This window comes from Methylobacterium sp. CB376, assembly GCF_029714205.1.
In the GTDB taxonomy this organism is placed as follows: Bacteria; Pseudomonadota; Alphaproteobacteria; order Rhizobiales; family Beijerinckiaceae; genus Methylobacterium.
In genome coordinates this window covers 3,125,008-3,151,264 of the sequence record NZ_CP121648.1, presented here as the reverse complement: position 1 = coordinate 3,151,264, position 26,257 = coordinate 3,125,008, and the positions used below count along the sequence as shown (strand labels likewise).

The window sequence follows — 26,257 nt, the reverse complement described above, 5'->3', positions numbered from 1 at the left end:
CGCGCATGGGAGCAGGGCAGCCGAGTTCCCCTGGTCGTCGGCTCTCAGTGAGCTCCGAAGCGCGCTCGGGACCGGAGAGCTGTCCACACGCACCGAGCACCCATCGCCACAATGATAAGCGGGCACCAGAAAGGGAGGGACCCATGGCTTACCAGTTGCGCATCTCCCCAGTTCCGCTTGGCCCATCTAACCGCGATCGTTCTCAACCCGGTCAGGTCTCCCTAGGCGGCAGGGGCCCTCCGGGGTAGTGCTCAGACCATCGAAACCGCGACAGGCAGGGGAGGTCAGGTGGGAGTACCTCGTCTTCGATCCCAACCGTTCAAGGGCCCTTGCCCCCTTCCCAGGCCGGCGCGCTGAAACTGAGGCGTGGAGGAACGATGGCCGATCAGCCGGCGCGCCGCTCTGACCCACTTCGCAGGTCATCCGATGTTGCCCAGGGCTGTGCCACGCAGGTGCGGTCATCTAAGCCCTTCGTACTTCGGAACTCCTAAGAGGCCTTGCTACGCGACTGAGGCTGGTTAGCTGCCAATGCCGTCAGCCGCCCAGCACTGGATTGAGGGACAGGTCGCGGATGCCGGCACGTCGACGCTCGGCCCGTAGCTGATGCTCACGTCCCTGAATGAAAAAGGGCGGGCCGGGGGAAGGAAGCTGTTCAGACTGTTCGCACCCGGCCCGCCATCCAGCACCGACACGCGGGGGCACGGTCGACGCGGTATGAGACGCTTCTTATACAGAATGGCGGCCGATTGCGAGACAAAAGGCGGTCCCGAGCGGACTGACACTCAAGCTGTGGCTACGCGCAGGGTGGTTCCGTCGTCTGCGGCCGAAGTCTCGATTAGCAGGGCTGCCAACCTGCATGCCGCAGCGCCGCAAAAATGATGCATTTCTGCCACGGCGGGTCGCGGACGCCCACGAGCTGAGCTGTTTCCGCTGTCCTTTCGCGCAAAGCTGTTGGATATTCAGAATCGTTCAGACACGAGGTAGGGCCGTAAGGGGGCGCTTGGGTGCTGTTGAAGAGGGCCGCGGGACAAGACGGTCTGAAACACCATACCAGGGCTGCGGCGCGGACGCCTTAGACACAGAAATGGAACGCCAAATGATGAAGAACTGGCTTGTAGCCGGCGCGGCCGCGCTCACGATTGGTATGACCGCGACTGCGTCGTTCGCGCAAACGACTACGGTGCCCGGTGAGCAGGTCGGTCTCGCCGTCGGTGCACCGCTGCCCGAGGGTGTGTACGCAATTAATACCTTCCGTTACGGTATGCCGGACAACGGCCCTGTCGACGTCGGTGTTAACATCCCAGTGCTTGTGTGGTCGACCCCGGTCGTCCTCGGCGGCGGTCGCGTCGAACTCGCCCTCGCCCCGCCGACCGTCTTCGTGTTCGGTAAGAACGGCGGCCCGAACGGCATCCGCGACCTGTCGATCAACGTCGGCACATTCATCGGCGCGATCTGGGCCTTCGATCTCGGCAACAACTTCGGCGTCAGCCTGCTCGGCGGTACCTACCTGAACGAGCTGAATGGCGACCGCGGCGTCCTGGTCAACAATGCCGGCAACTTCGTGGGCGCTCCGGTGCTCGGCCAGCTCGCTTCGAACACCTACCGGTTCGGCATCGCGGGCAGCTACACCGGCGACGGCTGGAACCTGACCGCCAACCTGACGGCGAACATCTATGACTCTCCGGCCAAGTTCCCGGGCCTGAATACAATCGGCTTCGGCAATACCCGTGGCCCGTTCATCATCTCCGACTCGCTGAACCTCGACCTGACTGCGACGAAGAAGTTCGGTAAGTTCGAGATTGGTGCGATCGGCTACGGCACCTACAACTTCGATACGCGGTTGGTCAGCCTCGCGGCCGGCAATCGGGGCCGCTTCGCCCTCGGCGGCCTGGTCGGCTACGATTTCGGCTTCGCGACGGTCCAGGTGTACGCTGCCCGCGACGTAGCTGTTTCGGTGCCGAACTCCGAGAGCACCGAAGTGTGGGGCCGCATCATCGTTCCGCTTTATACCGCAGCGGCTGCTCCGGCCCCGGCTCCGGCACCGATCATTCGCAAGTACTGATTGGTTCCTGAGTTCGTTACGTGATCGAAGCCCACGCTGGTATCAGCGTGGGTTTTTTGCTATGCGCGCACCCTTCGCTGCACGGCAATTTCATGGACCAGCGTCAAAAAAATCGCATCGATCACGCAGCTCGGGTCGCAGTCGTCATCCAAGATCTCCGCCTTGGAGGGATCTCGGATCCGGCGGAGATCGCTTCAGCTCTCAATGCACGTGGCATATCTGATGTGCGTGGTAGGGCCTGGACACTGCTTGAGGTACTCCGTTTCGACAAGCGGCCGAAGGAGCGAAAGGTGCCATTGAAACGCGCCGAATGGACCCAATTATCTAATCCGAATCGTATTACGAATACATAGCTATTACGAGCCGTCGAGCAAGTTCGTATTCAAAAATAGCAAGAGAGGCATAAATCGTAATCAAGTCGTAACTGCTGTATATATGCAACAAATTTCTATAGCGAATAGGTCAGGTAGTCAATCCTTCTAGTGATCTGAAATATACGGTGAATAACAGTCGGAGTGGAGTCTTTATAGTAGACCGGTATAAGATCGGGGACCTTGGGGCTGGCTCGCATCTCAAATCGTAGGCGTAGAATTCAAGAACTCGTACCAAAGCTATACCCCGGCTCCAAGCCATTCCCGCGTGCTCTTGTGCGTGTTCGTAGTCGGGGACATGCGATAGAAGCCCGCTATTCCACTCAACTCGGTAATCTGGTTGGCATTAGTCTGGTCCCGTCCGGTCGCAATCCGTAAAATGATACCCATTACAAGCATCGCCGAACGCCCCACTGTCACTATTCCGAAGCGCCTGATTGACCGACATCCCTGGCTTGCTGCAACTTCTTAGCGAGTACCTCCGGCCTCAGGTGGGTATACCGCATCAGCGTTCTAGTATCCCGGTGACCACTGATCAGGGCGACCTCTGGTATGCTCAGGCCTATTTCGAAGAACCGTGAAATCGCTTCATGTCGCAGATCGTGAAATCTTAGTTCTGGTAGTCCGGCTCGGTTTCTTAGGCGTTCCCACGCAAGCCTTACAGCATTGCCGGTCAAGGGAAACACGCGCGCGTCCGTCCTTGGCAATCCCTTCAGCACACTCAGCGCTCCTGGGCTCAGTGGGATGGTCCTGGAGTGCCCATTCTTGGTCGTTTCGAGATATGCAATTCGACTTGATAGGTCCACGTTGGCCCACCTGAGAGTCAGGAGCTCACCCCTCCTCATGCCCGTTTCGATCGCGAGGTTAACGAGTGGTCGAAGGTACCAGACGCGAGACCGTTTCAGCGCCAGGATGAGAGCCTGCGCCTGTTCCGCTTCCAGTCGCTGCTGACGCCCCTTTGACGGCTCGGGGAGTTTGATTTGCCCTACCGGATTCGAGGGTAGTGGAATGCCCCACTCCCGGCGAGCCACCTCCAGACAGTGACGAAGGATGGTCAACTCGCGACGGACGGAGTCCCCGGCGACGATCTCCAGCCGATCATCCCGATAGCGGGCCACCATCGAAGCGGACAGCCTTCGCACCTGTGCCTGACCGATCGGGTGGGCCTGGAGAGTTCCGATCCGCGATCGCTCCGACCTCGCGCCTCGCTTCTTGCAGCTGACGGCCGCCTGGTAGCGCCTGAGAATTTCTGCGACCGTCAGCCCCTTGGGTTCACGAGTGGCAACGCTGAGGCTGCCGCCTTCAATCTCGCGTTCCCTGTCCCGGCCCCACGCCACAGCCTCGGCCTTGGTGCGGAAGGATCTGGATAGGGGAGGAAAGCCGTCGCGTCGGACCTGAGCCTGCCAGGATGTGCCGCGCTTTCGAATGGTCGCCATTGGTCGTGCCCACACAGCTTGTGACAGCAGCGTGACAGACCGACCGATATGGGCTGATTCCCCGACCCTCTCTGACAGAAATGCTATCTTTGTCAAAGAGTTAGGTGGCGCACCCGACACGATTCGAACGTGTGACCTTTGCCTTCGGAGGGCAACGCTCTATCCAGCTGAGCTACGGGTGCTGACCGCGGCACTTCACTAGCGCATGACGCGGGCCGGCGCAACGGCGAAGAGGGACGTGAATCCGCTCAAAGGGATCGGGCGCCGGCTCCTCAGGCAGAGGTCACACGGTCGAGCCGTGTCGGGTGCGCGGGGAGGGGAGGCAGGGGCAGGAAGGGGCCGGCGCTGTGCCTCGGGTGCGGACGGATTGCGCCGCGGTTGAGGCGCGTGCACCGCGGGTGTGCCGCAGTGCTGCCTCCCGGACGCCGTCCCGGGCGACGCCATGGCGCGTGCCCGGATTGATAGTAGCGGGCTTATCGCGGCCCGGCTGACACGCCGTGGAGCTCAAGGTGCTCCGCGGCCGGTCTGAGCGGCTGCGCCGGCTCCAGCTCGCCGGCCGAACACGACGCCGGAGGTCAGGCCGGAGCCACCCGGATAGCCGTTGAAGAACACCCCGCCGACGATCTCGCCGCAGGCGTAGAGGCCGGGGATCGGCGCACCGTTCTCGGCGATCACTGCGCCGGCCTCGTCCACCTCCAGGCCGCCATAAGTGAAGGTGATGCCGCCGGTGACCGGATAGGCCTTGAACGGCGGGGTATCGAGGGTCTGCGCCCAGTTCGATTTCGGGAGATCGAGGCCCTTCGTCCCGCGGCCGTCCTTGGCGGTCGGGTTGAACTGGACACTCTCGTCTACGGCGGCGTTGAAAGCGGCCAGCGTGGCGCGGGCCTGCTCCTTGTTGTTAAGTCCGTCGAGCTTGTCGATCAGCCGGTCGAGAGTGTCACTTTCGACGTAATGCGCGTCGTGGAAGCGGTATTCGCTGTAGAGCAGGGAATCGACCTTCGAGTCGAAGATCTGCCACGCGATGTGTTTCGGCTGCTCCATGATCGCGCGGCCGAACTGCGCGTAGGTGTAGTTGCGGAAGTCGCGGCCCTCGTCGACGAAGCGGCGCCCCTCGGCGTTGATCATGACACCGAGGAAGTAACAGATCTTGCGGTAGTGCTTGCGCTCGAGGTGGGGCAGGGCGAGGTTGCCGTAGGGTGGTGTGTAGAGGTCCATCGGCGTGGCGTGGCAGCCGCCGTAGAAGCCGTGCCGCCGCGCCCCGAGCCGGAACGCCATGGCGAGCCCGTCGCCGCGGTTGTGGGGCGTGCCGCGCACCTTGGCGTCCTCCCAGCCTGGGCCGATGAGTTCGGCACGCAATTCGGGGTTCGACTCGAAGCCGCCGCAGCCCAGGATTACGGCACGCGCCCGGATCGTCCCGGCCTCGCCGGCGGCGGCGTGCGTGCGCACGCCGCAAACGCGCCCATCTTCGACGATCAGGTCCTCGGCCGCGCAGCCGAAACGGATTTCGCCGCCAAGTGCCTTGAACGCGGCGCGCTCGGCCTGGACGAGGCCCAGGCCCTCGTCGCGGGTCGCGAGCGTCAGGCCACCCCAGAACACGAAACGCCCGTCCTTCTCGTAGGACTGGCGGGCGTAGATCGGCTCGAATTTCACACCCTTCGAGGCGAGCCAGCGCACAGCGTCGTAGCTCTCGGCGATCAGCGTCTGCTGCTCGCGGCTGAGCGGGCGCCCATCATTGAAGCCGAGGAGGTCTGCCGCGAAGCGCTCGGCCGTGTAAGCGCCGAACTCCGTGCGAGCCAGGCGCGGGTCGTGCGGATCTTCGAGGAGCGGCAGGAGGTCATTCTTGCCCTCGTAGACGAAGCGCATTGCGCCCGCCGTGTAGGCGGTGTTGCCGCCGGCGAGATCGGGCCCCGCCTTCTCGATGATCAGCACGCGGCGGCCCTGCTCGCGCGCCGCGATGGCCGCGCTCATCGCGGCGTTGCCGGAGCCGACGACGATAATGTCCCACTCGGTCTGCATGGGGGATCTCTCCATGATGGTCGGCCGCGGCGGGCCGCACAGCCGTGTGGCCGCGGTAGAATGTTAGGGCGGCACCAAGCCCGCATGCAGCGGCAAGCATCAGCCAGTAGGCTGGGGCGGCCTTGTCGCCGGTAGCGCTGATGAGCGAGGTTGAGACCAGGGGCGTCGCGGTGCCGAATAGGGCCGCCGCTTTCGTTGAGAAATTAGCCGACAGAGCCAAGCACCTTGAGCCACTGCTCGGTCGGCCGCGCGCCAGAGACCGCCCACTTGCGGTCGACGATGAAGAACGGCACGCCCGCGACCAGCATCCCGGCAGCTTGCTGTTCTACGGCCTCGACGAGCGCTCTCAGCTGCTCGTTGCTGAGCGCCTCCTCGATGACGGGGCGGCCGAGCCCGGCGGCTTCGCCGATGACGATGAGCACATCGGGGTCGCCGATATCCCGGCCCTCGTCGAAGTAGGCGCGGAACAGCGCGTCCACGAACGGATCGGCTCGCCCATCGTGCGTCCCGGCCGCGATCAGCATGTGGGCACGCCGTGTGTTCGGGGTCCGGAGCACCGAGTGAAGGCGATGCTGATGCACTCCCGGCGGCCAAGGTTGCGGCGGACGGAGTGCGCCCGCTCGTGCAACTGCGGGAACTCACGTTCCTGAGGCGGGCGCCAGCGCCGACCGCGCCCTCCACCGGCAGTCCCGTCAGTTCGGCCGTAACTCGCTCCGACTCCTCGTATCGTAACCTTGCGGCCGAGCAGGTTGTTGCTTGCCATGCGATCGTCAGTTGATAATGCTGAGCTGATGCGAGGGCTCATGGCATGGTTGCGAAACATGGCAGGACCAAACGCGCCGTCACCAGTTTCGCCCTCATGCTGATGGTCGTCGTGGCGGCTCCCTCGGCCAAGGCCATCGACGATGCCGGTCGGGATGACCGGCGCATCGCCGAGATGCTGGCGGCCATGCTGCGCGCGGGAAGGACGGTCATCTCGCAATCCCAGGACGTGATCAACGATCCGACGGCTCGTCACAAGGGTCTCGACGGAGACACCGTGCTGGCCCGTTCCGTCGAGGTCTACCGCCAGGCGACGGGCATGGATCCAGGCGCGCTTCCGGCGGGAAGCCGGGAGGGCCGGCTCCTGCAATACGAGATGGCGGCGATCAAGGAAGTGGTGGACGCCAACCAAGGCACGATCAACGCCGCCGGGACCGGCTTCAAGGGGTTCATCCCGGCGGTCTTCGCTCGCCTCGTCAGCGAGGCGTTCTCGCGCCGGGCCCAAGGCGAGGCAGACATGAAAGTCACGGCGCCCCTGAGCCTGGTCCGCAACCGCAAGGTTCGGCCGGACGCTTGGGAGGCGGAGGTGATTAAGGACCGTTTCCAGGCCCCGGACTGGCCGCATGGCAAGTCTTACGAGATGATCATGGACGACCAGAATGGACCGCTCTTCCGCATCGCCGTGCCGGAATACTATACCGCCTCGTGCCTGAGCTGCCACGGCGGCCCGAAGGGGGACCTGGACATCACGGGCTACCCCAAGGAAGGCGCGCGCGTGGGCGATCTCGGCAGCGTCATCAGCATCAGGCTGAGGCGCTCGTGACGGCGGCGCTCGCCGCGCCGGGACGGCGGAGAGTGCCGCAACGATGAGGCTCGCGGTGAGTCCGACGCACCTCCTCGATCACATCTCCATCAGGACACGGCTGATCCTCCTCGCCTTCATCCTGATGGCCGGCATCATCGGAACCAACCTCTATCTCTGCACTGCCCTGAACCGGGCGGCCGAGGCGGCCGCCCGCGCGGACCGTGCCATGGTTCGCATCGAGGTCGCGAACGACGTCCGCAATGCCTTCGCGGACCTGCGCTACTGGACGACCGACCTCGCCGTCAGCCTGCTCACGCAATCCGAGCGCAACGCGGCCGAGGCGCGCAAGAAGCTCGACGCGCAGCTGTCTGTCCTGGCCAAGACCGACCCAACCACGGCTGCCCAGATCGCCACGGAGGTCGCGGCTTTCGCCGAAACGGCCAACAAGGGGGTCGACGCCTACACCAACGACCAGCGCGTGATCGGCAATTCCCTGGTCGCTGAGGCGCGGCGTCACGGCATCGCGGTCGACCGCATCCTCGCTCAGCTCGACGATCAGCTCTCCGGGCAGGCCCACAGCGCGCGCGACCTCGTGCTCGCGCGGACGATGACGGCGACGCGGGTCTCGTTCATCGTGGTGGGTCTGGCGATCGTGTTCGGGATCGGGCTGACCGCGCTGGTGCTGCACTCCATCCTGGTGCCGCTGCGACAGGTGGTGAAGTCCCTGAGCGCGATCAGCGAGGGGCGTTTCGACGTGCCGCTGCCTGAAACCCGGGACGCGGAGATCCGCGGCATCGTGCGGGTCATCGCGTTGCTTCGGACAGCTCAGGCGGAGCGCGAGCGCCTGACGCGCGAAGCGGAGCACCAGCGGCTCATCCTCGAGGACGCGGTGGCCTGCATGCAGGAGGGCTTCGCCCTCTACGATCGCGACGACCGCCTCGTCATGGCGAACGCGCGCTACAGCGAGATGCTGATGGGCCAGTCCGCCGCTGCCGCGATGGGGCTGCCGTTCGAGACACTGATCCAGCAGGTCGCGGCGCGGCGCGACGAGTCGGACGCCGAGGCGGACCTGGATCACGACGCGTGGATCGCCCAACGCCTCGCCGAGCATCGTCGGTCTGGGAGCACGACGGAGACACGGGTGCGCGGGCGCTGGCTCCAGATCGCCAAGCACCGGACCCACGACGGGGGCACGGTAACCCTCGTGATGGACATCACCGATCTCAAGCAGCGCGAGATCGAGCTGGACCAAGCCAGGGCGGAAGCCGAGCGGGCCAACCAGGTGAAGTCGGAGTTCCTGGCCAACATGAGCCACGAACTGCGCACACCCCTCAACGCGATCATCGGCTACAGCCAGATGCTGCGGGAGGATGCGGCCGACGATGGCAATGACGGCGCGGTCGCGGACCTCACCAAGATCGAGGGAGCCGGCAAGCACCTCCTCGACCTGATCAATGACATTCTCGATCTTTCCAAGATCGAGGCCGGCAAGATGGATGTCTTCCTCGAAGAGATCAATATTCCTGAGTTGCTGGAGGATGTGCGCCTGCTGATTGAGCCAGTTGCGGCGCGAAACGACAATCGGCTGGTGGTCGCCTGTGCAGCGGGGGCGTCCCGGATGGTCACGGATGTCACGAAGTTGAAGCAGAGTCTTCTGAACCTGCTCAGCAATGCTGCAAAGTTCACTAAGGGTGGTCTGTTGACGCTGTCGGTCGATCCGGATCCCGACCGGGCCGGCAATCTCTGCTTCGCCGTCAGCGACACCGGCATCGGTCTCTCGCCGGAGCAGGTCGGCCGCCTCTTCCAGGCCTTCCAGCAGGCGGACAACTCGACGACGCGGAAGTTCGGCGGGACGGGCCTGGGCCTCGCGATCACGCGCAGCTTCGCCCGCATGCTGGGGGGAGACATCGCGGTTACGAGCGCGCTCGGCGCGGGCAGCACCTTCGTCATCACCTTGCCCGCGCATCCGCCCGTCAAGGCCCCCCCCGCGGAGGGCCGCGCGGGCGAGGCGGCCGCCAGGACCCTGCCCGACGGCAAGCAGGCCGACCTGCCGGGGCCGACGATCCTCGTCGTCGATGACGACGCGGCCTCGCGCCACATCATCGGCTCGCTCCTGATTCGCGAGGGCTACAGACCGATCTACGCCGAGTCCGGCGAGGACGCGCTTCAGGTGGCTCGCGAGAGGCAGCCCGCCGCCATCACGCTCGACATCATGATGCCCCGCCTCGACGGGTGGGCCGTGTTGCAGGCGCTGAAATCCGATCCGGACCTGACGCCGATCCCGGTGATCCTCGTCTCGATCGCGGCCGACCGCGGGCTCGGCTTCTCGCTCGGCGCCTCGGCGGTGCTGAGCAAGCCCGTAGACCGCGCCCAGCTCGCCGCCGCCATCCGGACGCACCGGCTGCAGGGCGCGGGTGAACTCGTCCTCATCGTCGAGGACGACGGCGCCATGCAGGCCGTGACCGCCCGCACGGTCGAGCGCCTGGGCTGCCGTGCGGAGATCGTTGGCAATGGTCGAGAGGCCCTGGACTGGCTCGCAACCCACCCGCAGCCCCGGCTCGTTCTCCTAGACCTCATGATGCCGGTGATGAACGGCTTCGAGTTCCTGCGCGAGTTGCGCTCCTGCGCCGACAGCCGGGAGATCCCGGTGATCGTCCTGACCGCTAAGTCGTTGACTGAGGCGGAGCGTGCGGAGCTCGTCACCATGACCGAGGGCGTGGTGTCGAAGGCGGATGCCGGGAGGCTCGATCTGAAATGGGTTCTTCACGAGACGCTGTTCGGCCATAACGGGCCGCCGGCAGCCGGGGCGGTTAGCGAGCGACCTGCGGCAGAGGAGGTCACATGACCCGCGTCCTGCTGGTTGAGGACAACGAGTTGAACCGCGACATGCTGAGTCGGCGGTTGAAGCGCAGCGGCTTCGAGGTTCTCTTCGCGGAGGACGGCCAGCAGGCGGTGGACACGGCGGCGGCGGAGATGCCGGACCTGATCCTGATGGACCTGAGCCTTCCGACGATGGACGGCTTCGAGGCGACCCGGGCGCTGAGGGCGAACGAGAAGACGGCCGGATTGCGCGTGATCGCGCTCACCTCGCACGCGATGTCGGGCGACAGAGAGCGCGCGCTCGCCGCCGGCTGCGACGATTATGACACGAAGCCGGTCGACCTTCCCCGTCTCCTCGGCAAGATGCACGCGCTGCTCGATCCTGCCGGAAAGCCGGCGGAGGGCTGACCGCGCTCCCGGACGGCGCGTTCCGGCCGCCGGCTCCGCCCCGCGCGGGCCGGGGCACCTGTCCGGCGCGTCGCGCGGCGGCCGTCGCCGCGCCGTCGGCCAGACGCCGCACGGCGTCAGGTGTTGCCAGCGTGCGAGGCTCCATCGAGGAAGTAGGTCTCCATCGGGCCCTTGCCCTTGATGTGCGTGACGCCGCGCGGAGTGCAGAAGAAATCGCCGCCGAGCGCCCGGCGGGTGCTCTCCGAGATGTGGATCCGCCCGGCCTGCCCGTGCGATTCCATGCGGGCAGCAATGTTCACGCTGTCGCCCCAGACGTCGTAGGCGAACCGGCTCTGCCCGATCACGCCCGCCACGGCCTCGCCCGAGTGGATGCCGACCCTCACCGCAAGCTCCACGCCGAGCGCTCGCCCGACCTCCTCAACATCCGCCATCATGTCGAAGGCGAGGAGGGCGATGCGCCGGGCGTGATCGGGCGTCGTCTCCGGGATGCCGCCCGCCGCCATATAGGCATCGCCGATCGTCTTAATCTTCTCGACGCCGCGGCGCGCGACGGACCGGTCGAAGGCCGAGAAGACCCGGCTGAGGAGATCGACGGTGCCGCCGGGCGTGAGCCGTCCGGCCAGCGGCGTGAACCCCACGAGGTCGCAGAACAGGACCGTGACCTGCGCGAAGCGGTCCGCGATCGCCGCCTCTCCGTTGCGCATTCGCGCGAGGATCGGCCGAGGAAGAACGTTGAGCAGGAGCCGTTCTTCCCGCTCGCGCAGGAATTTTCTCTCAATCGAGGTTGTGATTCGGACGCGCAGGATCGTTGGATTGAACGTCTTGGGAAGGTAATCCTCGGCCCCGGCCTCCAGGCAGCGCACGATGCTGCCGATGTCGTCGATGCCCGAGATGACGATGACGGGAACGTGACGGGACGTCTCGGAGGCCTTGAGGCGGCAGAGAACTTCGAAGCCCGACATGCCCGGCATGATCATGTCGAGCAGGATGAGGTCGTAGTCCTCCGCGGCGACTTTGGCGAGCGCGGTCGCGCCATCGTCGGCGAGCGAGACGTCGTGGCCCTCGCGGGCGAGCCGACGCCGGAGGAGGTCGCGGTTCGTCGGGTCGTCGTCCACCACCAGGATCCGGCCGGTCAGCCGGGGCGCGTCCATCTCGGCTGCGGCCGGAGAGACCGCGCGCAGGAACTCCGCGATGGCGGCCGAGGTCGCCATCGGCACCTCGGCGTCGGACTCGCCGCGCAGCTCTCCGACCTGGGTGAGCTGCTCGATCCGGGCGAGCATCTGGTCCGTGCAGTCCCGAATGTGCGTGAGATCGGCGACGAAGGGGCGGCCTTCGAGTGTCGACATGTCCTCGATCCACATCTCGCTGTAGCCCTTGATCGCGTTCAGGGGCGTGCGAAGGTCGTGCTTCAGGCGGCTGAGGACGAGCGCGCGGTTCTCGGCATCCGCGGTGAGCAGGACACCCGACGAGCCGGCTTCTGCAATCAGGAGCGACAACTGCATGTTCGCTACCTTGATGCGCTCGAGATCGGCCATGAATTCCGCGTATTGATCCCCTCCGGCATCCTCGATCATCATGCCGACGAAGCCGTCTATCGCCGCGCTCGGCGCGGAGAGTGCTTGGTCCAGGTAGGACTTCAGGACGCGTGCAACGCGACCGTTCAAGTGACTCGCGTCGTCGGGCCGCAGCATCGGCGCGCGCTCATTGGCCATGGTCCGTCCTCCATGCCGGTCAGGAGATAGGTCGCATGAGCAGCATCCGCGAGCGGTTTCGGGGGCGGTGGCGCATCACCGAGACCGGCACCTGGGACAACGACTATCTCGACATGATTGAGCCGGCCTTCATCGCGTTCGAACGAGGCGGCACGGGCGAGTTCCGCTTCGGGGTGGTCGTCGCGAGCCTCGATTGCTCCTACAGCCAGACGGATGTGGGCTTCCGGTTTCATGGCTCAGACGAGGGTGACGAAGTGTGGGGCGACGGCTGGGCTGAGTTCGACGGTTCCGACACGATCCACGGCGAGATCGCCTTCTGGAACGGCGACGAGACCACCTTCAGGGCGCGCCGATGGCCGTCGTCGTAACGAGGCCGGACGGTGATTCAGCGCGACGGGAGCGGCGCGGAGGCTAAACGTGGCTTCGAGCCGGGTCACGCAGAGTGCGCCAGAAGGTCGTTGAGGAAGCCCGAAACTGGGTCGCATACCGGCGATGGCAGCCGGTCACGGGCGCGTGCAGCCGACGTAGACCAGGTGGCGTTCGGTTTCGAGAAGCTCGTTCCCTATTGACGCCTTCACTGAAGTGTCCGCTTGATACATCGCCTCCATCAGGTGCGCTTGTGTCCCCGATGCGTTCTTCCGACAACGGCTCTCCACTGCCCGATTCGCTGTCGAAGGCGATCCGCGAGCGGGATCAGGCTCTTCACCATCTGGCCGCACTCTCCAACGTGCTGAAGGCGATAAGCAACTCAAATTTTAACCTCACTGTTGTGCTCGAGGCTATAGCCCAGTCGTCGGCAGAACTGTGTGAGGCCGACGACAGCACGATCTTCCTCCGCAGGTCCGACGAAATCGGGGACGCGTTCTACGCCGACGCGAGCTGGGGCACGTCGCCCGAATTCAGGGCCTTCATGGCCGCTAACCCGCGGCGGCTCTGGCACAAATCCTTGGTTCCGAAGGTCGTCCTGGCCGGATCCGTCGTCCACATCCCCGACAAGCTCCTTGATCCCGATTACGCCTTCCCAGGTGCGAGCGAAACGCGGCTGGGATCGGGGCTGAGCAACTCGAGTGCGCTACTCGGGATCCCTATGTTCCGCAACGGCGTGATCGAGGGAGTATTCTCACTCACGCGACGGGAGCCGACGCCCTTCACGAACAACCAGATCAAGCTTGTTCAGCTGTTCGCCGATCAAGCCCTCGTGGCAATCGAAAATGCTCGCCTATTTAGGGAGGTTAATGCCAGAACTGAGGAGCTTAGTCAGGCGCTTCGGCAACAAACAGCGATGGCGGAGGGGTTGAGAATTGTCCGTCAGTCAGGATTCAGTTTAAAAGATGTCTTCGGAACGCTGACCGAATCGGCAGTAAGGCTGTGCGACGCGACAAGCTGTATCCTGTTTAGGCGCGACGGAGGCCTCTTGCACCTAACCGCCAGCTTCGGCGGCAGACCGGAATTCATCGCGTGGCACGCTCACCACCCGCTGACGGTTGACCGAACGAGCATCGCGGGACGCGCCGCCTTGTCGGGGCACACCATTCACGTGCCCGACATCAATCAGGATGCCGACTTCCGACTTCGCGAGTCTGTCGACCTCGGAGGCTGGCAGTCGGTGCTGGCAGTTCCCCTGCTTCGCCAGGGCGAGGCGATCGGCGTTCTCGCCTTGGCGAAGCCGGACGCCACACCCTACGGGCAGAGGCAGATCGACCTCGTGGAGAGTTTCGCCGACCAGGTGGTGATCGCCATCGAGAACGCTCGCCTGTTCGATGAGGTCCAGGAGCGCACGCGCGAGCTGTCCCAGTCACTCGATGACCTGAGGGCGGCCCAGGACCGCCTTGTCGCGACCGAGAAGCTCGCCTCACTCGGCCAGCTCACGGCCGGCATCGCGCACGAGATCAAGAACCCGCTGAACTTCGTGAACAACTTCGCGGCCCTGGCGGCGGAGCTGATCGACGAACTGAACGAGGCGCTGGCCCCAGCCGCTCTCGACGGCCCGGTCCGGGAGGAGGTCGACGCGCTGACCGGCCTGTTGCGGGGCAACCTCGAGAAGGTGGTCCAGCACGGCAAGCGCGCCGACTCGATCGTCAAGAACATGCTGCTGCACTCCCGGGAGGGCTCGGGCGAGCGCCGGCTTGTCGACGTCAACGCCCTCGTGGAAGAGAGCCTGAACCTCGCCTACCACGGCGCCCGGGCGGAGAAGCCGGGATTCACCGTGACACTCGCTCGCGACCTCGATCCCGGCGCCGGCGGTGGATTCAAGTGGTCGTCGCAACGGCTTGGCGGAGGGCGGTTGTGATGGCAGGTCGGCGGCGTTCGGATCGGGCACTTCGCGAGAAGCTGCGGTCACCGGGTCGTCCCGGGGTCGGTCTGCGCGAGACGCGGCGGGGGTTCTGGGCGTTCCTCGCGCAGGGTCTCTCCAGCGAGGTCGCAGCGATGAAGCTCGGGATCTCGCCACCGGTCGGCTCGCGGTGGTTCCGGACAGCAGGCGGAATGGCACCTTCCCACCTGTCACCATCATCCAAGTCGCCTTCTGCGCGCTACCTGTCGTTGGCTGAGCGGGAGGAGATCGCGATCCTACAAGCGCAAGGTCACGGGGTCCGGGACGTCGCTCGGCGTCTGGGACGGGCGGCGTCGACCATCTCGCGGGAATTGCGCCGCAATGCGGCGACCCGCAGTGGCGGCCTGGACTATCGCGCCACGACCGCGCAGTGGCACGCTGAACGCGCGGCACGCCGGCCCAAGCCAGCAAAACTGGCGGGGAACGCAGCGCTGCGGACGTACGTGCAGGAGCGGCTCGCCGGAACTGTCGCGACACCGGGCGGGAGCGCTCTGCCTGGCCCTAGCGTTGCCTGGAAGGGACGGCGGCACGGGCGACGCCAGAGCCGGCGATGGGGTCGATCCTGGAGTCCGCAGCAGATCGCCGAGCGCCTACGGCTCGACTTTCCGGGCGATACGACGATGCGCATCAGTCACGAGGCGATCTATCAGGCGCTCTACATCCAGGGCCGGGGCGCGCTGAAGCGTGAGCTGACCGCGTGTCTTCGCACAGGACGGGCTTTGCGTGTGCCGCGGGCCCGCAGCCTGGGCCGAGGCAGGTCGTTCGTCACCCCCGAGGTGCTCATCAGCGAGCGTCCGCCCGAGGTGGAGGACCGCGCGGTGCCGGGGCACTGGGAAGGAGATCTGATCCTGGGTCTGAAGAGTTCGGCGATCGGGACCCTGGTCGAGCGCACGACGCGCTTTACGATGCTGCTGCATCTTCCGCCGATGGACGGCCATGGGGTGACACCGCGTGCGAAGAACGGCCCGGCGCTGGCGGGGCACGGGGCCCAGGCGGTGCGCGAGGCGATCGCCGGCACGATCGCGCGCTTGCCCGAGCAGCTGCGGCGCTCGTTGACCTGGGACCAGGGTACCGAGATGGCCGAGCACGCGCGCTTGCGGATCGACGCGGGTCTGCAGGTCTACTTCTGCGATCCACGCTCACCCTGGCAGCGGGGGACGAACGAGAATACGAACGGGTTACTGCGACAGTACTTCCCGAAAGGAACGGATCTGAGCGCCCACAGCGCGAACGATCTTGCTGCTGTGGCCGCAGCCCTCAACAGCAGACCGCGCAAGACGCTGAACTGGAAGACGCCGGCAGAGGCGCTCGACGCTGTGCTGGCTGCCGTGCAAGATGGTGTTGCGACGACCGCTTGAACCCAAGGGCCGCGCCGACCTCTACCCGCAGGAGATCTCGCGGGTGCTCCTGAATCTTTTCTCGAACGGCTTCCACGCCGTGATGAAACGCAAGGCGGAGGCTGACCCAACGGGCTACGAGCCGAGCCTTTTTGTGGCGACGCGCGACCGCGGCGACAAAATCGAGATTCTGGTTCGCGACAACGGCATTGGCATTCCGGAGTCCGTGAGGACGAAGATGTTCAACCCCTTCTTCACCACGAAGCCGGCCGGAGAGGGCACCGGCCTCGGCCTCTCGCTCAGCCACGACATCGTGGTCAAGCAGCACGGCGGCACCATCGAGGTCGAGACCGAGCCCGGGGCTTTCGCGGTCTTCCGCATCCTCCTGCCCCGCGGCGGATCCGTTGCGCCGGAGAGCCCGGCATGAGCGTCCTGATCCTCGTCGTCGACGACGAACCCGACGTGGCCGACCTGTTCCGCCAGCAGTTCCGCCGCGAGTTGCGGGCGGGCCGCTTCGCGCTCGCCTTCGCGCAATCGGCCGACGAGGCGCTGGCGCGCCTGAGCGCCCCGGGCGAGGAGACCCTGATCCTGATCTTCTCCGACATCAACATGCCGGGCATGACCGGCCTCGACCTCCTGCCGCACGTGCGCAGCGCCCGGCCCGACGTGCCGGTGATCATGATCACCGCCTACGGCGACGCCGAGACGCGAAGGCGCGCGACGGAGGGCGGGGCGGCGGGCCTGCTCACCAAGCCGATCGACTTTTCGGCCCTGCGGGCGGAGGTCGACCGGCGGCTGTTGGAAATCGGCCGGGCCGCATGACCGGCGTGACCTCGCCGACGAAGGTCCTCGTCGTCGACGACGAGTCGGACCTCGAGGCGCTGATCGTGCAGAAGTTCCGCCGCCGCATCCGCGAGGGCGCGATCCGCTTCCTGTTCGCCCGCGACGGCCTCGAGGCGCTGGCGGTCATCGCCGAACACCCGGACGTTGACCTCGTCGTCTCCGATATCAACATGCCGCGGATGGATGGACTGACGCTGCTCGCCAAGCTCCAGGAGGCGGACGAGAAACTCTCGACCGTGATCGTCTCGGCCTACGGCGACATGGCCAACATCCGCACGGCGATGAACCGCGGCGCCTTCGACTTCCTCACCAAGCCGATCGACTTTTCCGACTTCGAGACCACGGTCGACCGCACCGTGCTCCACGTCCGCACCCTGCGCGAGGCGCGCCGGCGGCAATCCGCGGCCGAGCGGGCGCATGCGAGCCTGTCGCGCTACTTCTCACCCAACCTCGCCGAGCGGCTGGCGGCCGACGCGTCGGCCCTGGCTGGCGGCCACAGGCGCGACGTGGCCTCGCTGTTCACCGACATCGCCGGCTTCACGACCCTCGTCGAGAGCCTCGATCCCGCTCTCCTCGCCGAACTCCTCAACGGCTACCTCGCGGAGATGACCGGCCTCGTCTTTTCGCACGATGGCACGGTGGCGAAGATCGTCGGCGACGCGATCCACGTCCTGTTCGGCGCACCGGGCGAGCAGCCGGATCACGCCACGCGGGCGGTGTCGTGCGCGCTCGCCCTCGATGCGGCGGCAGAAGCCTTCCGCGCGCGCTGGGCCGAGCGCGGCGTCGTGCTCGGGTCGACGCGCATCGGCGTGCACGCCGGACCGGCCATCGTCGGCAATTTCGGCGGGGGCCGCTTCTTCGACTACACGGCCTACGGGGACACCATCAACATCACGGCGCGGCTGGAGGCCGCCAATAAGGTGCTGGGCACGCGCCTCTGCGTGAGCGCGGCGGTGGCCGAGCGGGCGGAGGGCTTTCGCGGCCGTCCGATCGGCGATCTCGTCCTGCGGGGCAGGACGGAGGCCCTGCGCACCTTCGAGCCGCTCTCGGAGGCGGCGTTCGCGGATCCCGGCACCGCGCGCTACGGCGAGGCCTTCGAGAAGCTCGCGGCGGGCGATCCGGGCGCCCTGCCGGCCTTCGCCTCGCTCGTGGGCCTCAACGCCGATGATCACCTCGCGAGCTTTCACCTGCGGCGGCTCCTCAACGGCGTGTCCGGCACCCGGATCGACTTGCGCACGGCCTGATCCGCTGCTCACGCAGCGCTGAGGATCTCGATCCATTGCTCGGTCGACTGCGCACCGGAGACGGCCCACTTGCGGTGGACGATGAAGAACGGCACGCCGGTGACCTGCATATGGGCCGCTTGTTGCTCGACGTGCTCCACGAACTGCGCAAGTTGCTCGCTGTTGAGTGCCTCGTCGACGAGGGCACGATCAAGGCCTGCCGCGACACCGACATTGAGGAGCTCATCAGGGTCGCCGACGTCTCGGCCTGCTTCGAAGTAGGCGCGGAACAGGCCGTCTACGACCGCCCCCGCTCGTCCGTGCTGCGTGGCGAACGCGATCAGCATGTGGGCACGTCGCGTGTTCGGCGTCCGGAGCATCTGATCGAAGGCGAAGTGAATGCCTTCCTGCCGTCCAAGCTCGGCCATCTGCGCGTCGAGTTGGGCACTACGTTCGACCCCGAACTTCCGGGCACGGTAATGCGCGCGCTCCATGCCCTCAACCGGCATGTCGGGGTTAAGCTCGAAGGGCAGCCACTCAACCGCGGTGGTCTCGCGCATACCGAGTTGGTCAAGGGCGCGTTCGAGCCGGCGCTTGCCGACGTAGCACCAGGGGCAGATCACGTCGGAGAACACGGAGATGGTCAGCGGCATGGGCGTGCTCCTGTTCGCGCACGAGATGGAGCGGGCCGAACTGCAAGACCAGGCTCGCGTCACGAGTTGTGGGGCCCTGATCCGAGTCGCCAGCGACCGGCCGGCCAGCACGAACGCTCTCCTTATCGCGAGAGGCGCTCTGCGCCACGATTGACGGGCTGGGAAGTCGCACGAACCTCGCCGGTGGTGGCACCGGCGATCTCGGGAGTGACCTCGGTGCCGATCAGGGCGGTGTTGCCGGTGGCGGCACGGGCGACATTGGCGGAGGGGTTGGCAGCACAGGCGACCTCCGCGGCGACGTGGGCGGCGATCCACTAGTGTCCTGCGCCTGAAGTTTGCGGCAAAGGCGCATCATCTGTTTCAGGGTCGATTGTTCGCAGGCAGAAGCGTTTGACGCTGGCCAGGATGGCGTCGGCCGACTTCACCCAGCGGAACGGCTTGGGGTCGGCGTTCGTGGCCTGGATGAAGGCGCGGATGTCGCGTTCAAGTTCCTCCACCGAGCAGTGCACCCCACGCCGGATGGCTCGGTCGGTGAGCAGGCCGAACCACCGCTCGACCTGGTTGATCCACGAGGCCGAGGTCGGCGTGAAGTGCACGTGGTAGCGCGGGCGCTGCGCCAGCCAGTCGCGGATAAGCTTGGTCTTGTGCGTCGCCGAGGTGTCGAGCACCAGATGCACGTCGAGGTCGGCCGGCACGGTCGCCTCGATCTCGTCCAGGAAGCGGCGAAACTCGCTGGCGCGATGACGCGGGTAGCACTGCCCGATTACCGTCCCGGCCTTCACGTCGAGCGCCGCAAACAGGCTGGTGGTGCCGTGCCGGGCATAATCGTGAGTGCGCCGCTCCGCCTGCCCGGGCCGCAGCGGCAGGAGCGGCTGCGTGCGGTCGAGCGCCTGAACCTGGGACTTCTCGTCCACGCAGAGAACCAGGGCGCGGGCGGGCGGAGCCAGGTAGAGCCCGACGATGTCGCGCACCTTCTCGGCAAACAGCGGGTCGGTCGAGAGCTTGAAGGTCTCGGACCGGTGCGGCTGGAGCCCGAACGCCCGCCACACACGCCCGACCGTCGTGCTCGACACCCCGCTAGCCTTGGCCATGCTGCGCCGGCTCCAGTGGCTGGCGCCCGGCGGCCGCTCGCAGAGCGTGCGGTCGATGAGTTCGGCGACTTGGTCGTCGCCGATCCGGCGCGGTGCTCCTGAGCGAGGCTCGTCGAGGAGCCCGTCCGTGCGCTGGCTGGCGAACCGCTCGCGCCACTTGCCGACCGTGTGTTTGCCGGTGGCCAGTTCCGCCGCGATGGTGGTGTTACTCAGCCCGTCGGCGGCCAGCAGCACGATCCTGGCGCGCAGGGCGAGGCCCTGGGCTGTCTTGCGGCGGCGAGCCCAGCTCTCAAGCTCGGCTCGCTCCTCTGCGCTCAGATCGAGGGACGTAGGAACGCGGTAGGCCATCGACGCCTCCCAGCATTCCCCATACTTTGCCACAAACTTCAGGCGCAGGATACTAGGGCGTCTCTGCAAACTCATGAGAGCCAGAGCATGGTCATGCCGAGGGTGACCATGGCGAGGTCGTTGGCGGCGCGCGTCTCGTAACGGGTGGCGATGCGGCGATACTGCTTGAGCCGGTTGATCAGCCGCTCGACCCTGTTGCGCTCCCGGTACGCGGCCTTGTCGAAGTCCGGCTGACGCGGCTGATCCTTGCGGGTCGGGATGACCGGCTCGACCCGCCGCTGTTTCAGCCGGCGGCGGGCGGGTGGGCTGGAGTAGCCTCGGTCTCCCGCTGCCCGGCGCGGACGCAGGCGGGGGCGGCCACGTCCCCGGCGCCGCACGGCGCCCTTGTCCATCAGCGCGTCCAGCGCGAACTGCTCGTGCCGCTCGCCAGCCGTGAGGACGGCCGCCATCGGCTTGCCTCCGCCCTCGGCGCGCAGATGCAGCTTGGTCGAGAACCCGCCCTGGCTGCGCCCGAGCGCCTCGCCTACGCCCTCAACCGTCCCCTCACCCCCCGATGGCGCCGGACCGGCGTGCCCCGGCGGCGTGCGGGTGGGCGCGCACCACCGTCGCGTCCACGACGTGCAGGTCCCAGTCGAGGTCGCCGCGAGCATCCGCCTGCGCCTGCAGGCGCTGCAGCACCCGGTCGAACACGCCCGCCTTGCGCCAGCCATAGAACCGGCTCGATACGGTTCCGACAGGGCCGTAGCGCGCCGGCAGATCCTCCCAGGGCGCGCCCGTGCGCAGGATCCACAGCATGCCGTTGAGGACTTGCCGGTGATCCTCGGCCGGCCGGCCCGTGCGTGGCTTCTGCGGCGGCAGCAGCGGGGCGATCTGCTCCCACTGCGCATCGGTCAGTTCAAAGCGTCGCATCCCGCCCACATGGGCGCTCACCCCACCCGTGTGAACCCCTTTGCAGAGACGCCCTAGAGCCGCGGGAAAGCGCGGCACGTGGGAGCGGATCTCGGCCGTCTGAGCCGTCGCTTCCACGTCAGACTCCCTTCCCGCGGCGCGTGCGCCAACTAAGCGGATCTTAGAACGGCGCCGCCTGCATTGAGATCCAGGCTGATTTGGAGGGAGGCGATGGCGGAAGGATTGGAGCTGCCAAAGGGCGAGAACAAGCGTCGTGCTGCTGATCCGCTTCGAGACGCCCTAGGGCAGTTCACAAAGAGAATTCGACCGTATTGAATTGTGAAGGAGGAGGCGCCCGCTGGGATGGACGCGCCGTTATTCCGGCAGGCCGCAGGCGCGCAGCGCCTCGCCGAGCGCCGCAGCCAGGTCCGGCGCGCAATCCACGCCTGCCAGCTGACGGCTAAACCGGAACACCGGCTGGAGCGCCATCACGCGCGCTGCCGCGGCGCGGGCGGTGTCGAGACTGCCAAGCCGCGCCAGCGTCGCCGCGAGAATCATGTGCGAGATGCTGTGCACCGGGTTCGCATGGACACCCTTGTAGGCCGCGGCCGCCGCGGCCTCAGCTCGACCTGCGACGAGGTGGCCGAGCGCCAGCGCGTGATAGGCGGCGAAGGCCCAGGGATCGAAGGGGCTGAGCCGCAACGCTCGCTCGCCCCAGGTAATGGCCCGCTCCGCATCCCCCGCCCAGCCGTGCACGACCCCGCCAAGGATGTAGGTGGTGGCAGAGGACGGGCTGACCGCGAGTGCCGCTTCGAAGGCGGCCGACCCAGCTCGGCGGTCATGCGCGTCCATCGCCAGCGAGAAACCCGCGAATGTGAGCGCGAGGGCGTCGTCGCGCCCGTGGGCGATCGCCTTCTCCGCGTGCCGGATCGAGGCCGCGCGATCCACCTCCGAAAGACCTGCGCGGAGGAACAGGTTGTGGTGGCACATCGCCGCGAAGGCGTGCGCTAGCCCGTAGCGCGGCTCGAGCTCCAGAGCTCGCCCGAGCAGTCCGAGGGCACGCGACGACTCGGCCGGCATGCCCGTGAAGACGTCGGACTGCGCACGCAGCACGAGGTCGTAGGCATCGAGGCTCTCAGGGCGGAGGCGCCGAACGCGCTCGGCCTCGGCCTGCCGGAGGTTCGGCTCGATCGCGCCCACCACCGACATCGCGATGTCGTCCTGTAGCGCGAACACGCCTTCCAGGGGGCGGTCGTAGGCCTCGGCCCAGACAACACCACCAGCCTCGCTCTCCACCAGCCGGAGGGCGACCCGGATGCGGGCGGTCTCCTTACGGAGGCTACCCAGCAGAAGGTAGCGCGCCCCGAGCGCGCGCCCGGCTTCGCACGGATCGATCTCCCGGCCGCGGTAGACTGCGCCGGAGCTACGGGCGGTAACGAACAGCCACTTGATGCGCGATAGACCGGCGGTGATGTCCTCCGCCATTCCGTCGCCGAAGTAGTCCTCTGCCGGATCACCGCTGAGGTTGCGCAGGGGGAGAACCGCGACCGAGGGCCGGTCCGGGAACCTCGGCATCACCGGCGGCATGGACGGGGCGGCGCCAACTGGCCCGACATAGCGATAGCCGCGTCGCGGCAGGGTTTCGATCCAGCGGGCGCCGTCCTCGCTACCGGCTAATGCGCGGCGCAGCGCGGCGATCTGGACCGTGAGGTTGCTGTCCTCGACCGCGAGGTCCGGCCAAGCGACGCGGAACAACTCCTCCTTCGAGACGGGCGCGCCGGCGCGCGCTACCAGCGCCTGCAACACCGCAACCGCACGCGGGCCGAGGGCCACGGGCGCGCCGTCGCGCAGAAGCAGCTTCATCTCGGTGTCGAGCCGGAACGGCCCGAAGTCCAGCCACAGCGCCATGCCGAGATTCAGCCAAGACAGCGGATCTTTCGCAACTCTTTCCGACGGCCTTCACGACTTGGGCGCGCGCGAGTGACACGCTGCCTTCCGCGGCTGACCACCGCCCCCTCAGTGAGAGGATGAGAGTGATGCATGCAGTCCCCGTGATCCACCTGCCTGATGAGGCACCTCGCCTGACGGTGGCGGGCCACCCCATGGCAGTCCTGGTGACCGCTCGGGAGTCCCGCTACGCTTGCATGTTCGACTGGGTGGTGCCGCCGCGCTTCAGCACTGGCCTGCACGTGCACCGAGTGCAGGAGGAGACCTTCTACGTCCTCGACGGTGCCTGCGAATGGCAGGTTGAGGATCGCGTGGTGACGGCCCGTCGTGGCGCCTACCTCTTCATTCCGCCCGGCGTCCCGCACGACATCCGCAACCCGAGTGCGGTGCCGGCGCGGCTGCTGATGACGGTATCCCCGCCCGGTCACGAGGCCTACTTCGAGGAGCTGGCCGGACTAGCGGGCTCAGGACCGCCAGACCCACGAACCCTGGCGGCCTTGCGACGGCGCTTCGACACCGATCAGCTCTCGAGCCTCACAGTCACGGGGTGATCGCCTCGACGAAGCTGATGCTGCTGATCAGCATCGCCCGGCTGCACTGTGAACAGGTGGATTGCCGAATCGCCGCCTTCCGCGTGGTGCCGAGAGGCATGAAGGGCCGCTCTTGCATACGGCCAAGATAATGCCGGTGCGGGGCTGGCCCATCGACGTTGAGGCGCTTCAGACGTTGTTCCGATGCGAGAAGGCCGCTGTGTAGATCTCAATGCACACCCCGGGCGGCCGGCGCGGCGATCGGACGAACGAGGTCGCCGGGGCTGCGGGCGACCAACCCTGACCTCGATGATGAGGAGGTGAGGCATGAAGCTCTATGAAGACTTCTTCCACCCGGACGCGCAGGTCGAGATCGTCGGTGACCGCTTCGTCGTGACGCTGCCGGATAGCCGCTCGCTCTCGTTCAAGGCCGAGGGCCACAAGTGCCACAACCGGAACGCCAGATGCCCGCCGTGCTTCGACATACGCGATCAGCTCGACGAGGAGTAAGGGCCAATCTCGTGGCCTGCGAGGTTTGCTCGCCTTCGCGAGCCTGAGGGGCGCTCAGAACGCCGTAGAGGCTCGGGAGGCGTTGTCCCTAGTCCCCCAGGCGGGCGATGCTCCAGCACAGCCAGCGGCTTTCCATGGGCTTCCAAGGCCTTCGTGTGCGCCAACGGCAACGTCGCCAAGGACTGGGTCAGGATCGTCGTGGACACAGAAGGCATTCCCCACGCGCAGCCTCGGTTTTCCTAGGGCTTCGTGTTCCGCGGCGGGGTCGCGGGGCGCACGTCCGGGATGACGTCGATCACATCCGCCTACGGGCGCGGGCTATGTCGCGAGCAAGATCTTCGCGTCCGCCTCGCTGCCCGCGGCCCGATGTGGCCCAATTGTGCCTCTGGCGTGCTTCTATGAACTCAAGACGAGCTCGCGAAGCGCTAAGTCCTTGATAGGGTAGGGGGCGCCTTGAACACCAGCTCTACGGGTCCTCCGCCTTCGGAGGGCAACGCTCTATCCAGCTGAGCTACGGGTGCTGACCGCGGCACTTCACTCGCGCATGACGCGGGCCGGCGCAACGGCGAAGAGGGACGTGAGTCCGCTCAAAGGGATCGGGCGCCGGCTCCTCAGGCAAAGGTCACACGGTCGAGCCGTGTCGGGTGCGCGGGGAGGGGGGTGAGGTGTCGATGGTCCGGCCTCGTGCCCCGGGTGCGGACGGAGTGCGCCGCGGGGGCGGCGTGTGCCGCCAGTGTGCCTCGACCAACTGGTGCCGGAGCCTCGTCCCTGCGCGCCGTCACACTCCCCCATGACAGCCCCATGACAGCGGGCGCTTGCGCACTACAACCACCCGCAAGCCGCGCCTCGGCGGTATCGAACATCAGGGAGGAGAGATGCCGATCAATCGATCGCGCGGCCTGCGTGCGACGCTCGTGGGCGCTGCGCTCGTCGCTGCGCTGCACGGTGCTTCCGCGCAACAGCAGCCGAGCGGAGCCCCAACCCCCGGCAGTGCGCCCACCGCTCCTGTAAACACCACGGCCCCCGCCGCCACACAGGATCGAGGCTCGGCCCTCTACGGCCGCCCAGAGTCCGGGGAGGCGGCGAAGCTCGCCCCGGTCGCGGGCCCGCCGTTGCCGACGCCGGCGGCGAAGCTGCCGGTGGACAGGCTCAAGGTGCCGGCGGGCTTCAAAGTGGAGGTCTTCGCGAGCGGTGTCGCCAACGCGCGCTCGCTGCGCCAGGGCGACAAAGGCACGGTCTTCGCCGGCACACGGCTCCTCGACCGGGTCTACGCCATCCGTGACCGGGACGGGAAGCGGGAGGTGAAGGTCATCGCCTCGAAGCTGCACCGGCCGAACGGCCTCGCCTTCCACAAGGGCGCTCTCTACGTCGCCGAACTGTCGAAGGTCTGGCGTTTCGACGACATCGAGGCGCACCTCGACGAGCCGCCCAAGCCCGTTCTGGTCTACGACGACCTGCCGAAGGACGAGGCGCACGGCTGGAAATTCATCGCCATTGGCCCAGACGAGAAGCTCTACGTGCCGGTTGGCTCGCCCGGCAATATCCTGATGCCACCCGACACCCACGCGCAGATCCGGCGGATGAACCTCGACGGAAGCGGCGTCGAGGTGGTGGCCCGCGGCGTGCGCAACACGGTCGGGTTCGACTGGAACCCGGCGACGAAGCAGTTGTGGTTCAGCGACAACGGCCGCGACTGGGTCTCGGAGGACATTCCGGAGGACGAACTCAACGTGCTCACCGAACCCGGCAAACAGCATTTCGGCTTCCCGTTCTGCCATCAGGGCACCTTCACGGACCCGGAATACGGCTGGGGACGCTCCTGCGCCGAGTTCACCGCGCCCGCGGCCCTGCTCGGGCCGCACACCGCCGCGCTCGGCCTGCGCTTCTACACCGGCACGCAGTTCCCGGAGGCCTACCGCAACGCGATCTTCGTGGCCCGGCACGGCTCGTGGAACCGCACGAAAAAACTCGGCGGCGACGTGGTGGCGGTGAAGCTCGGGCCGGACGGCAAGGTCGCGTCGATCGAGCCATTCCTGACCGGCTTCATCGAGGACAACCGCTACCTTGGGCGGCCTGTCGACGTGCTCGTGGCGCAGGATGGCGCGCTGCTGGTCTCGGATGACTACAATGGCGCCATCTACAGGATCAGCTACCAGCCGTGAC

At 66.6% G+C, this 26,257-nt stretch carries 20 protein-coding genes, 1 tRNA gene and 2 pseudogenes; 14 read left to right on the top strand and 9 right to left on the bottom strand.

Annotated features, from left to right (window positions below; genetic code table 11):
* Positions 1 to 1,096: 1,096 nt before the first annotated feature.
* A complete protein-coding gene (locus QA634_RS14235; protein WP_012332644.1) occupies positions 1,097 to 2,062 on the top strand; it encodes a transporter in 966 nt (321 codons plus the stop codon).
* 20 nt (positions 2,063 to 2,082) lie between these two features.
* Complete coding sequence (locus tag QA634_RS14230; protein WP_150108648.1) at positions 2,083 to 2,415, top strand: hypothetical protein; 333 nt, start codon at positions 2,083 to 2,085, stop codon at positions 2,413 to 2,415.
* Between the two features lie 437 nt (positions 2,416 to 2,852).
* Here the strand turns inward: QA634_RS14230 and QA634_RS14225 are convergent, their stop codons facing one another.
* The 4 genes from QA634_RS14225 to QA634_RS14205 all read right to left on the bottom strand — a co-directional run bounded on the left by QA634_RS14225 (position 2,853) and on the right by QA634_RS14205 (position 6,409).
* Positions 2,853 to 3,554 (bottom strand): site-specific integrase, encoded by a 702-nt coding sequence (locus QA634_RS14225; protein WP_265576608.1) that lies wholly within the window; start codon positions 3,552 to 3,554, stop codon positions 2,853 to 2,855.
* Positions 3,555 to 3,974: 420 nt separating this feature from the next.
* Positions 3,975 to 4,051: transfer RNA gene (locus QA634_RS14220), tRNA-Arg, on the bottom strand.
* A gap of 322 nt (positions 4,052 to 4,373) precedes the next feature.
* A complete protein-coding gene (gene tcuA / locus QA634_RS14215; protein WP_012332642.1) occupies positions 4,374 to 5,885 on the bottom strand; it encodes an FAD-dependent tricarballylate dehydrogenase TcuA in 1,512 nt (503 codons plus the stop codon).
* Positions 5,886 to 6,088: 203 nt separating this feature from the next.
* On the bottom strand, positions 6,089 to 6,409 hold the full coding sequence (locus QA634_RS14205; RefSeq protein ID WP_050777484.1) for a DsbA family oxidoreductase: 321 nt from the start codon (positions 6,407 to 6,409) through the stop codon (positions 6,089 to 6,091).
* A gap of 284 nt (positions 6,410 to 6,693) precedes the next feature.
* Between QA634_RS14205 and QA634_RS14200 the strand changes: the two genes are divergently transcribed.
* Genes QA634_RS14200 through QA634_RS14190 form a run of 3 tightly spaced genes read left to right on the top strand, consistent with a single transcriptional unit; the run spans position 6,694 to position 10,680 of the window.
* A complete protein-coding gene (locus QA634_RS14200) occupies positions 6,694 to 7,470 on the top strand; it encodes a Tll0287-like domain-containing protein (protein ID WP_012332641.1) in 777 nt (258 codons plus the stop codon).
* A gap of 43 nt (positions 7,471 to 7,513) precedes the next feature.
* On the top strand, positions 7,514 to 10,297 hold the full coding sequence (locus QA634_RS14195; protein WP_012332640.1) for an ATP-binding response regulator: 2,784 nt from the start codon (positions 7,514 to 7,516) through the stop codon (positions 10,295 to 10,297).
* On the top strand, positions 10,294 to 10,680 hold the full coding sequence (locus QA634_RS14190) for a response regulator (protein WP_012332639.1): 387 nt from the start codon (positions 10,294 to 10,296) through the stop codon (positions 10,678 to 10,680). Before QA634_RS14195 ends, QA634_RS14190 begins: the two co-directional genes overlap by 4 nt.
* Before the next feature lie 116 nt (positions 10,681 to 10,796).
* Here QA634_RS14190 and QA634_RS14185 read toward each other — a convergent pair whose 3' ends face one another.
* Positions 10,797 to 12,392, bottom strand: coding sequence for an adenylate/guanylate cyclase domain-containing protein (locus QA634_RS14185; RefSeq protein ID WP_012332638.1), 1,596 nt, complete (start codon positions 12,390 to 12,392; stop codon positions 10,797 to 10,799).
* A gap of 35 nt (positions 12,393 to 12,427) precedes the next feature.
* Between QA634_RS14185 and QA634_RS14180 the strand changes: the two genes are divergently transcribed.
* The 6 genes and pseudogenes from QA634_RS14180 (at position 12,428) to QA634_RS14155 (ending at position 18,148) form a co-directional block, all read left to right on the top strand.
* The gene (locus tag QA634_RS14180; RefSeq protein WP_012332637.1) at positions 12,428 to 12,760 is read left to right on the top strand and encodes a hypothetical protein; all 333 of its coding nucleotides are present in this window, start codon (positions 12,428 to 12,430) and stop codon (positions 12,758 to 12,760) included.
* Positions 12,761 to 13,020: 260 nt separating this feature from the next.
* Positions 13,021 to 14,634 (top strand): annotated as a pseudogene (locus QA634_RS14175) (GAF domain-containing protein); the annotation flags it as partial.
* A 47-nt stretch (positions 14,635 to 14,681) separates the two neighbouring features.
* Positions 14,682 to 16,082, top strand: a complete 1,401-nt coding sequence (locus QA634_RS14170) for an IS30-like element ISMtsp4 family transposase (RefSeq protein ID WP_012330561.1) — start codon at positions 14,682 to 14,684, stop codon at positions 16,080 to 16,082.
* Positions 16,060 to 16,488: pseudogene (locus tag QA634_RS14165) on the top strand (sensor histidine kinase); the annotation flags it as partial. The gene QA634_RS14170 and the pseudogene QA634_RS14165, both read left to right, overlap by 23 nt.
* Entirely contained in the window at positions 16,485 to 16,883 is a 399-nt protein-coding gene (locus tag QA634_RS14160) for a response regulator (protein WP_012332636.1), read from the top strand. The pseudogene QA634_RS14165 and the gene QA634_RS14160, both read left to right, overlap by 4 nt.
* Positions 16,880 to 18,148: an adenylate/guanylate cyclase domain-containing protein gene (locus QA634_RS14155; protein WP_283027502.1), complete on the top strand. Its 1,269-nt coding sequence runs from the start codon at positions 16,880 to 16,882 to the stop codon at positions 18,146 to 18,148. Before QA634_RS14160 ends, QA634_RS14155 begins: the two co-directional genes overlap by 4 nt.
* An 8-nt stretch (positions 18,149 to 18,156) precedes the next feature.
* On the opposite strand, the gene QA634_RS14150 is transcribed toward QA634_RS14155, so the two are convergent.
* The 4 genes from QA634_RS14150 to QA634_RS14135 form a co-directional block, all read right to left on the bottom strand.
* Positions 18,157 to 18,780: a DsbA family oxidoreductase gene (locus QA634_RS14150; protein ID WP_012332634.1), complete on the bottom strand. Its 624-nt coding sequence runs from the start codon at positions 18,778 to 18,780 to the stop codon at positions 18,157 to 18,159.
* A 314-nt stretch (positions 18,781 to 19,094) separates the two neighbouring features.
* Complete coding sequence (locus QA634_RS14145; RefSeq protein ID WP_012332633.1) at positions 19,095 to 20,219, bottom strand: IS630 family transposase; 1,125 nt, start codon at positions 20,217 to 20,219, stop codon at positions 19,095 to 19,097.
* A 71-nt stretch (positions 20,220 to 20,290) separates the two neighbouring features.
* Positions 20,291 to 21,128 (bottom strand): IS5 family transposase gene (locus QA634_RS14140; RefSeq protein WP_085984491.1). Its coding sequence is split into 2 segments (ribosomal slippage): positions 20,291 to 20,770 and positions 20,772 to 21,128, totalling 837 coding nucleotides; the frame shifts between segments, so codons are not numbered across the junction.
* A gap of 354 nt (positions 21,129 to 21,482) precedes the next feature.
* Complete coding sequence (locus QA634_RS14135) at positions 21,483 to 23,015, bottom strand: winged helix-turn-helix domain-containing protein (protein WP_012332632.1); 1,533 nt, start codon at positions 23,013 to 23,015, stop codon at positions 21,483 to 21,485.
* A 128-nt stretch (positions 23,016 to 23,143) separates the two neighbouring features.
* Between QA634_RS14135 and QA634_RS14130 the strand changes: the two genes are divergently transcribed.
* From QA634_RS14130 to QA634_RS14120, 3 genes are all read left to right on the top strand, one after another.
* A complete protein-coding gene (locus QA634_RS14130) occupies positions 23,144 to 23,605 on the top strand; it encodes a cupin domain-containing protein (protein WP_012332631.1) in 462 nt (153 codons plus the stop codon).
* 306 nt (positions 23,606 to 23,911) lie between these two features.
* Entirely contained in the window at positions 23,912 to 24,094 is a 183-nt protein-coding gene (locus QA634_RS14125) for a hypothetical protein (RefSeq protein ID WP_012332630.1), read from the top strand.
* Between the two features lie 875 nt (positions 24,095 to 24,969).
* Positions 24,970 to 26,256: a PQQ-dependent sugar dehydrogenase gene (locus QA634_RS14120; protein WP_265576607.1), complete on the top strand. Its 1,287-nt coding sequence runs from the start codon at positions 24,970 to 24,972 to the stop codon at positions 26,254 to 26,256.
* Position 26,257: the final 1 nt, after the last annotated feature.

Bases quoted from the DNA above. Each gene is read 5' to 3' on its own strand.
- QA634_RS14235 (WP_012332644.1), top strand. From the start codon at position 1,097: ATGATGAAGAACTGGCTTGTAGCCGGCGCGGCCGCGCTCACGATTGGT.
- QA634_RS14225 (WP_265576608.1), bottom strand. From the start codon at position 3,554: ATGGTGGCCCGCTATCGGGATGATCGGCTGGAGATCGTCGCCGGGGAC.
- tcuA (WP_012332642.1), bottom strand. From the start codon at position 5,885: ATGCAGACCGAGTGGGACATTATCGTCGTCGGCTCCGGCAACGCCGCG.
- QA634_RS14205 (WP_050777484.1), bottom strand. From the start codon at position 6,409: ATGCTGATCGCGGCCGGGACGCACGATGGGCGAGCCGATCCGTTCGTG.
- QA634_RS14200 (WP_012332641.1), top strand. From the start codon at position 6,694: ATGGTTGCGAAACATGGCAGGACCAAACGCGCCGTCACCAGTTTCGCC.
- QA634_RS14195 (WP_012332640.1), top strand. From the start codon at position 7,514: ATGAGGCTCGCGGTGAGTCCGACGCACCTCCTCGATCACATCTCCATC.
- QA634_RS14190 (WP_012332639.1), top strand. From the start codon at position 10,294: ATGACCCGCGTCCTGCTGGTTGAGGACAACGAGTTGAACCGCGACATG.
- QA634_RS14185 (WP_012332638.1), bottom strand. From the start codon at position 12,392: ATGGCCAATGAGCGCGCGCCGATGCTGCGGCCCGACGACGCGAGTCAC.
- QA634_RS14180 (WP_012332637.1), top strand. From the start codon at position 12,428: ATGAGCAGCATCCGCGAGCGGTTTCGGGGGCGGTGGCGCATCACCGAG.
- QA634_RS14170 (WP_012330561.1), top strand. From the start codon at position 14,682: ATGGCAGGTCGGCGGCGTTCGGATCGGGCACTTCGCGAGAAGCTGCGG.
- QA634_RS14160 (WP_012332636.1), top strand. From the start codon at position 16,485: ATGAGCGTCCTGATCCTCGTCGTCGACGACGAACCCGACGTGGCCGAC.
- QA634_RS14155 (WP_283027502.1), top strand. From the start codon at position 16,880: ATGACCGGCGTGACCTCGCCGACGAAGGTCCTCGTCGTCGACGACGAG.
- QA634_RS14150 (WP_012332634.1), bottom strand. From the start codon at position 18,780: ATGCCGCTGACCATCTCCGTGTTCTCCGACGTGATCTGCCCCTGGTGC.
- QA634_RS14145 (WP_012332633.1), bottom strand. From the start codon at position 20,219: ATGGCCTACCGCGTTCCTACGTCCCTCGATCTGAGCGCAGAGGAGCGA.
- QA634_RS14135 (WP_012332632.1), bottom strand. From the start codon at position 23,015: ATGGCGCTGTGGCTGGACTTCGGGCCGTTCCGGCTCGACACCGAGATG.
- QA634_RS14130 (WP_012332631.1), top strand. From the start codon at position 23,144: ATGCATGCAGTCCCCGTGATCCACCTGCCTGATGAGGCACCTCGCCTG.
- QA634_RS14125 (WP_012332630.1), top strand. From the start codon at position 23,912: ATGAAGCTCTATGAAGACTTCTTCCACCCGGACGCGCAGGTCGAGATC.
- QA634_RS14120 (WP_265576607.1), top strand. From the start codon at position 24,970: ATGCCGATCAATCGATCGCGCGGCCTGCGTGCGACGCTCGTGGGCGCT.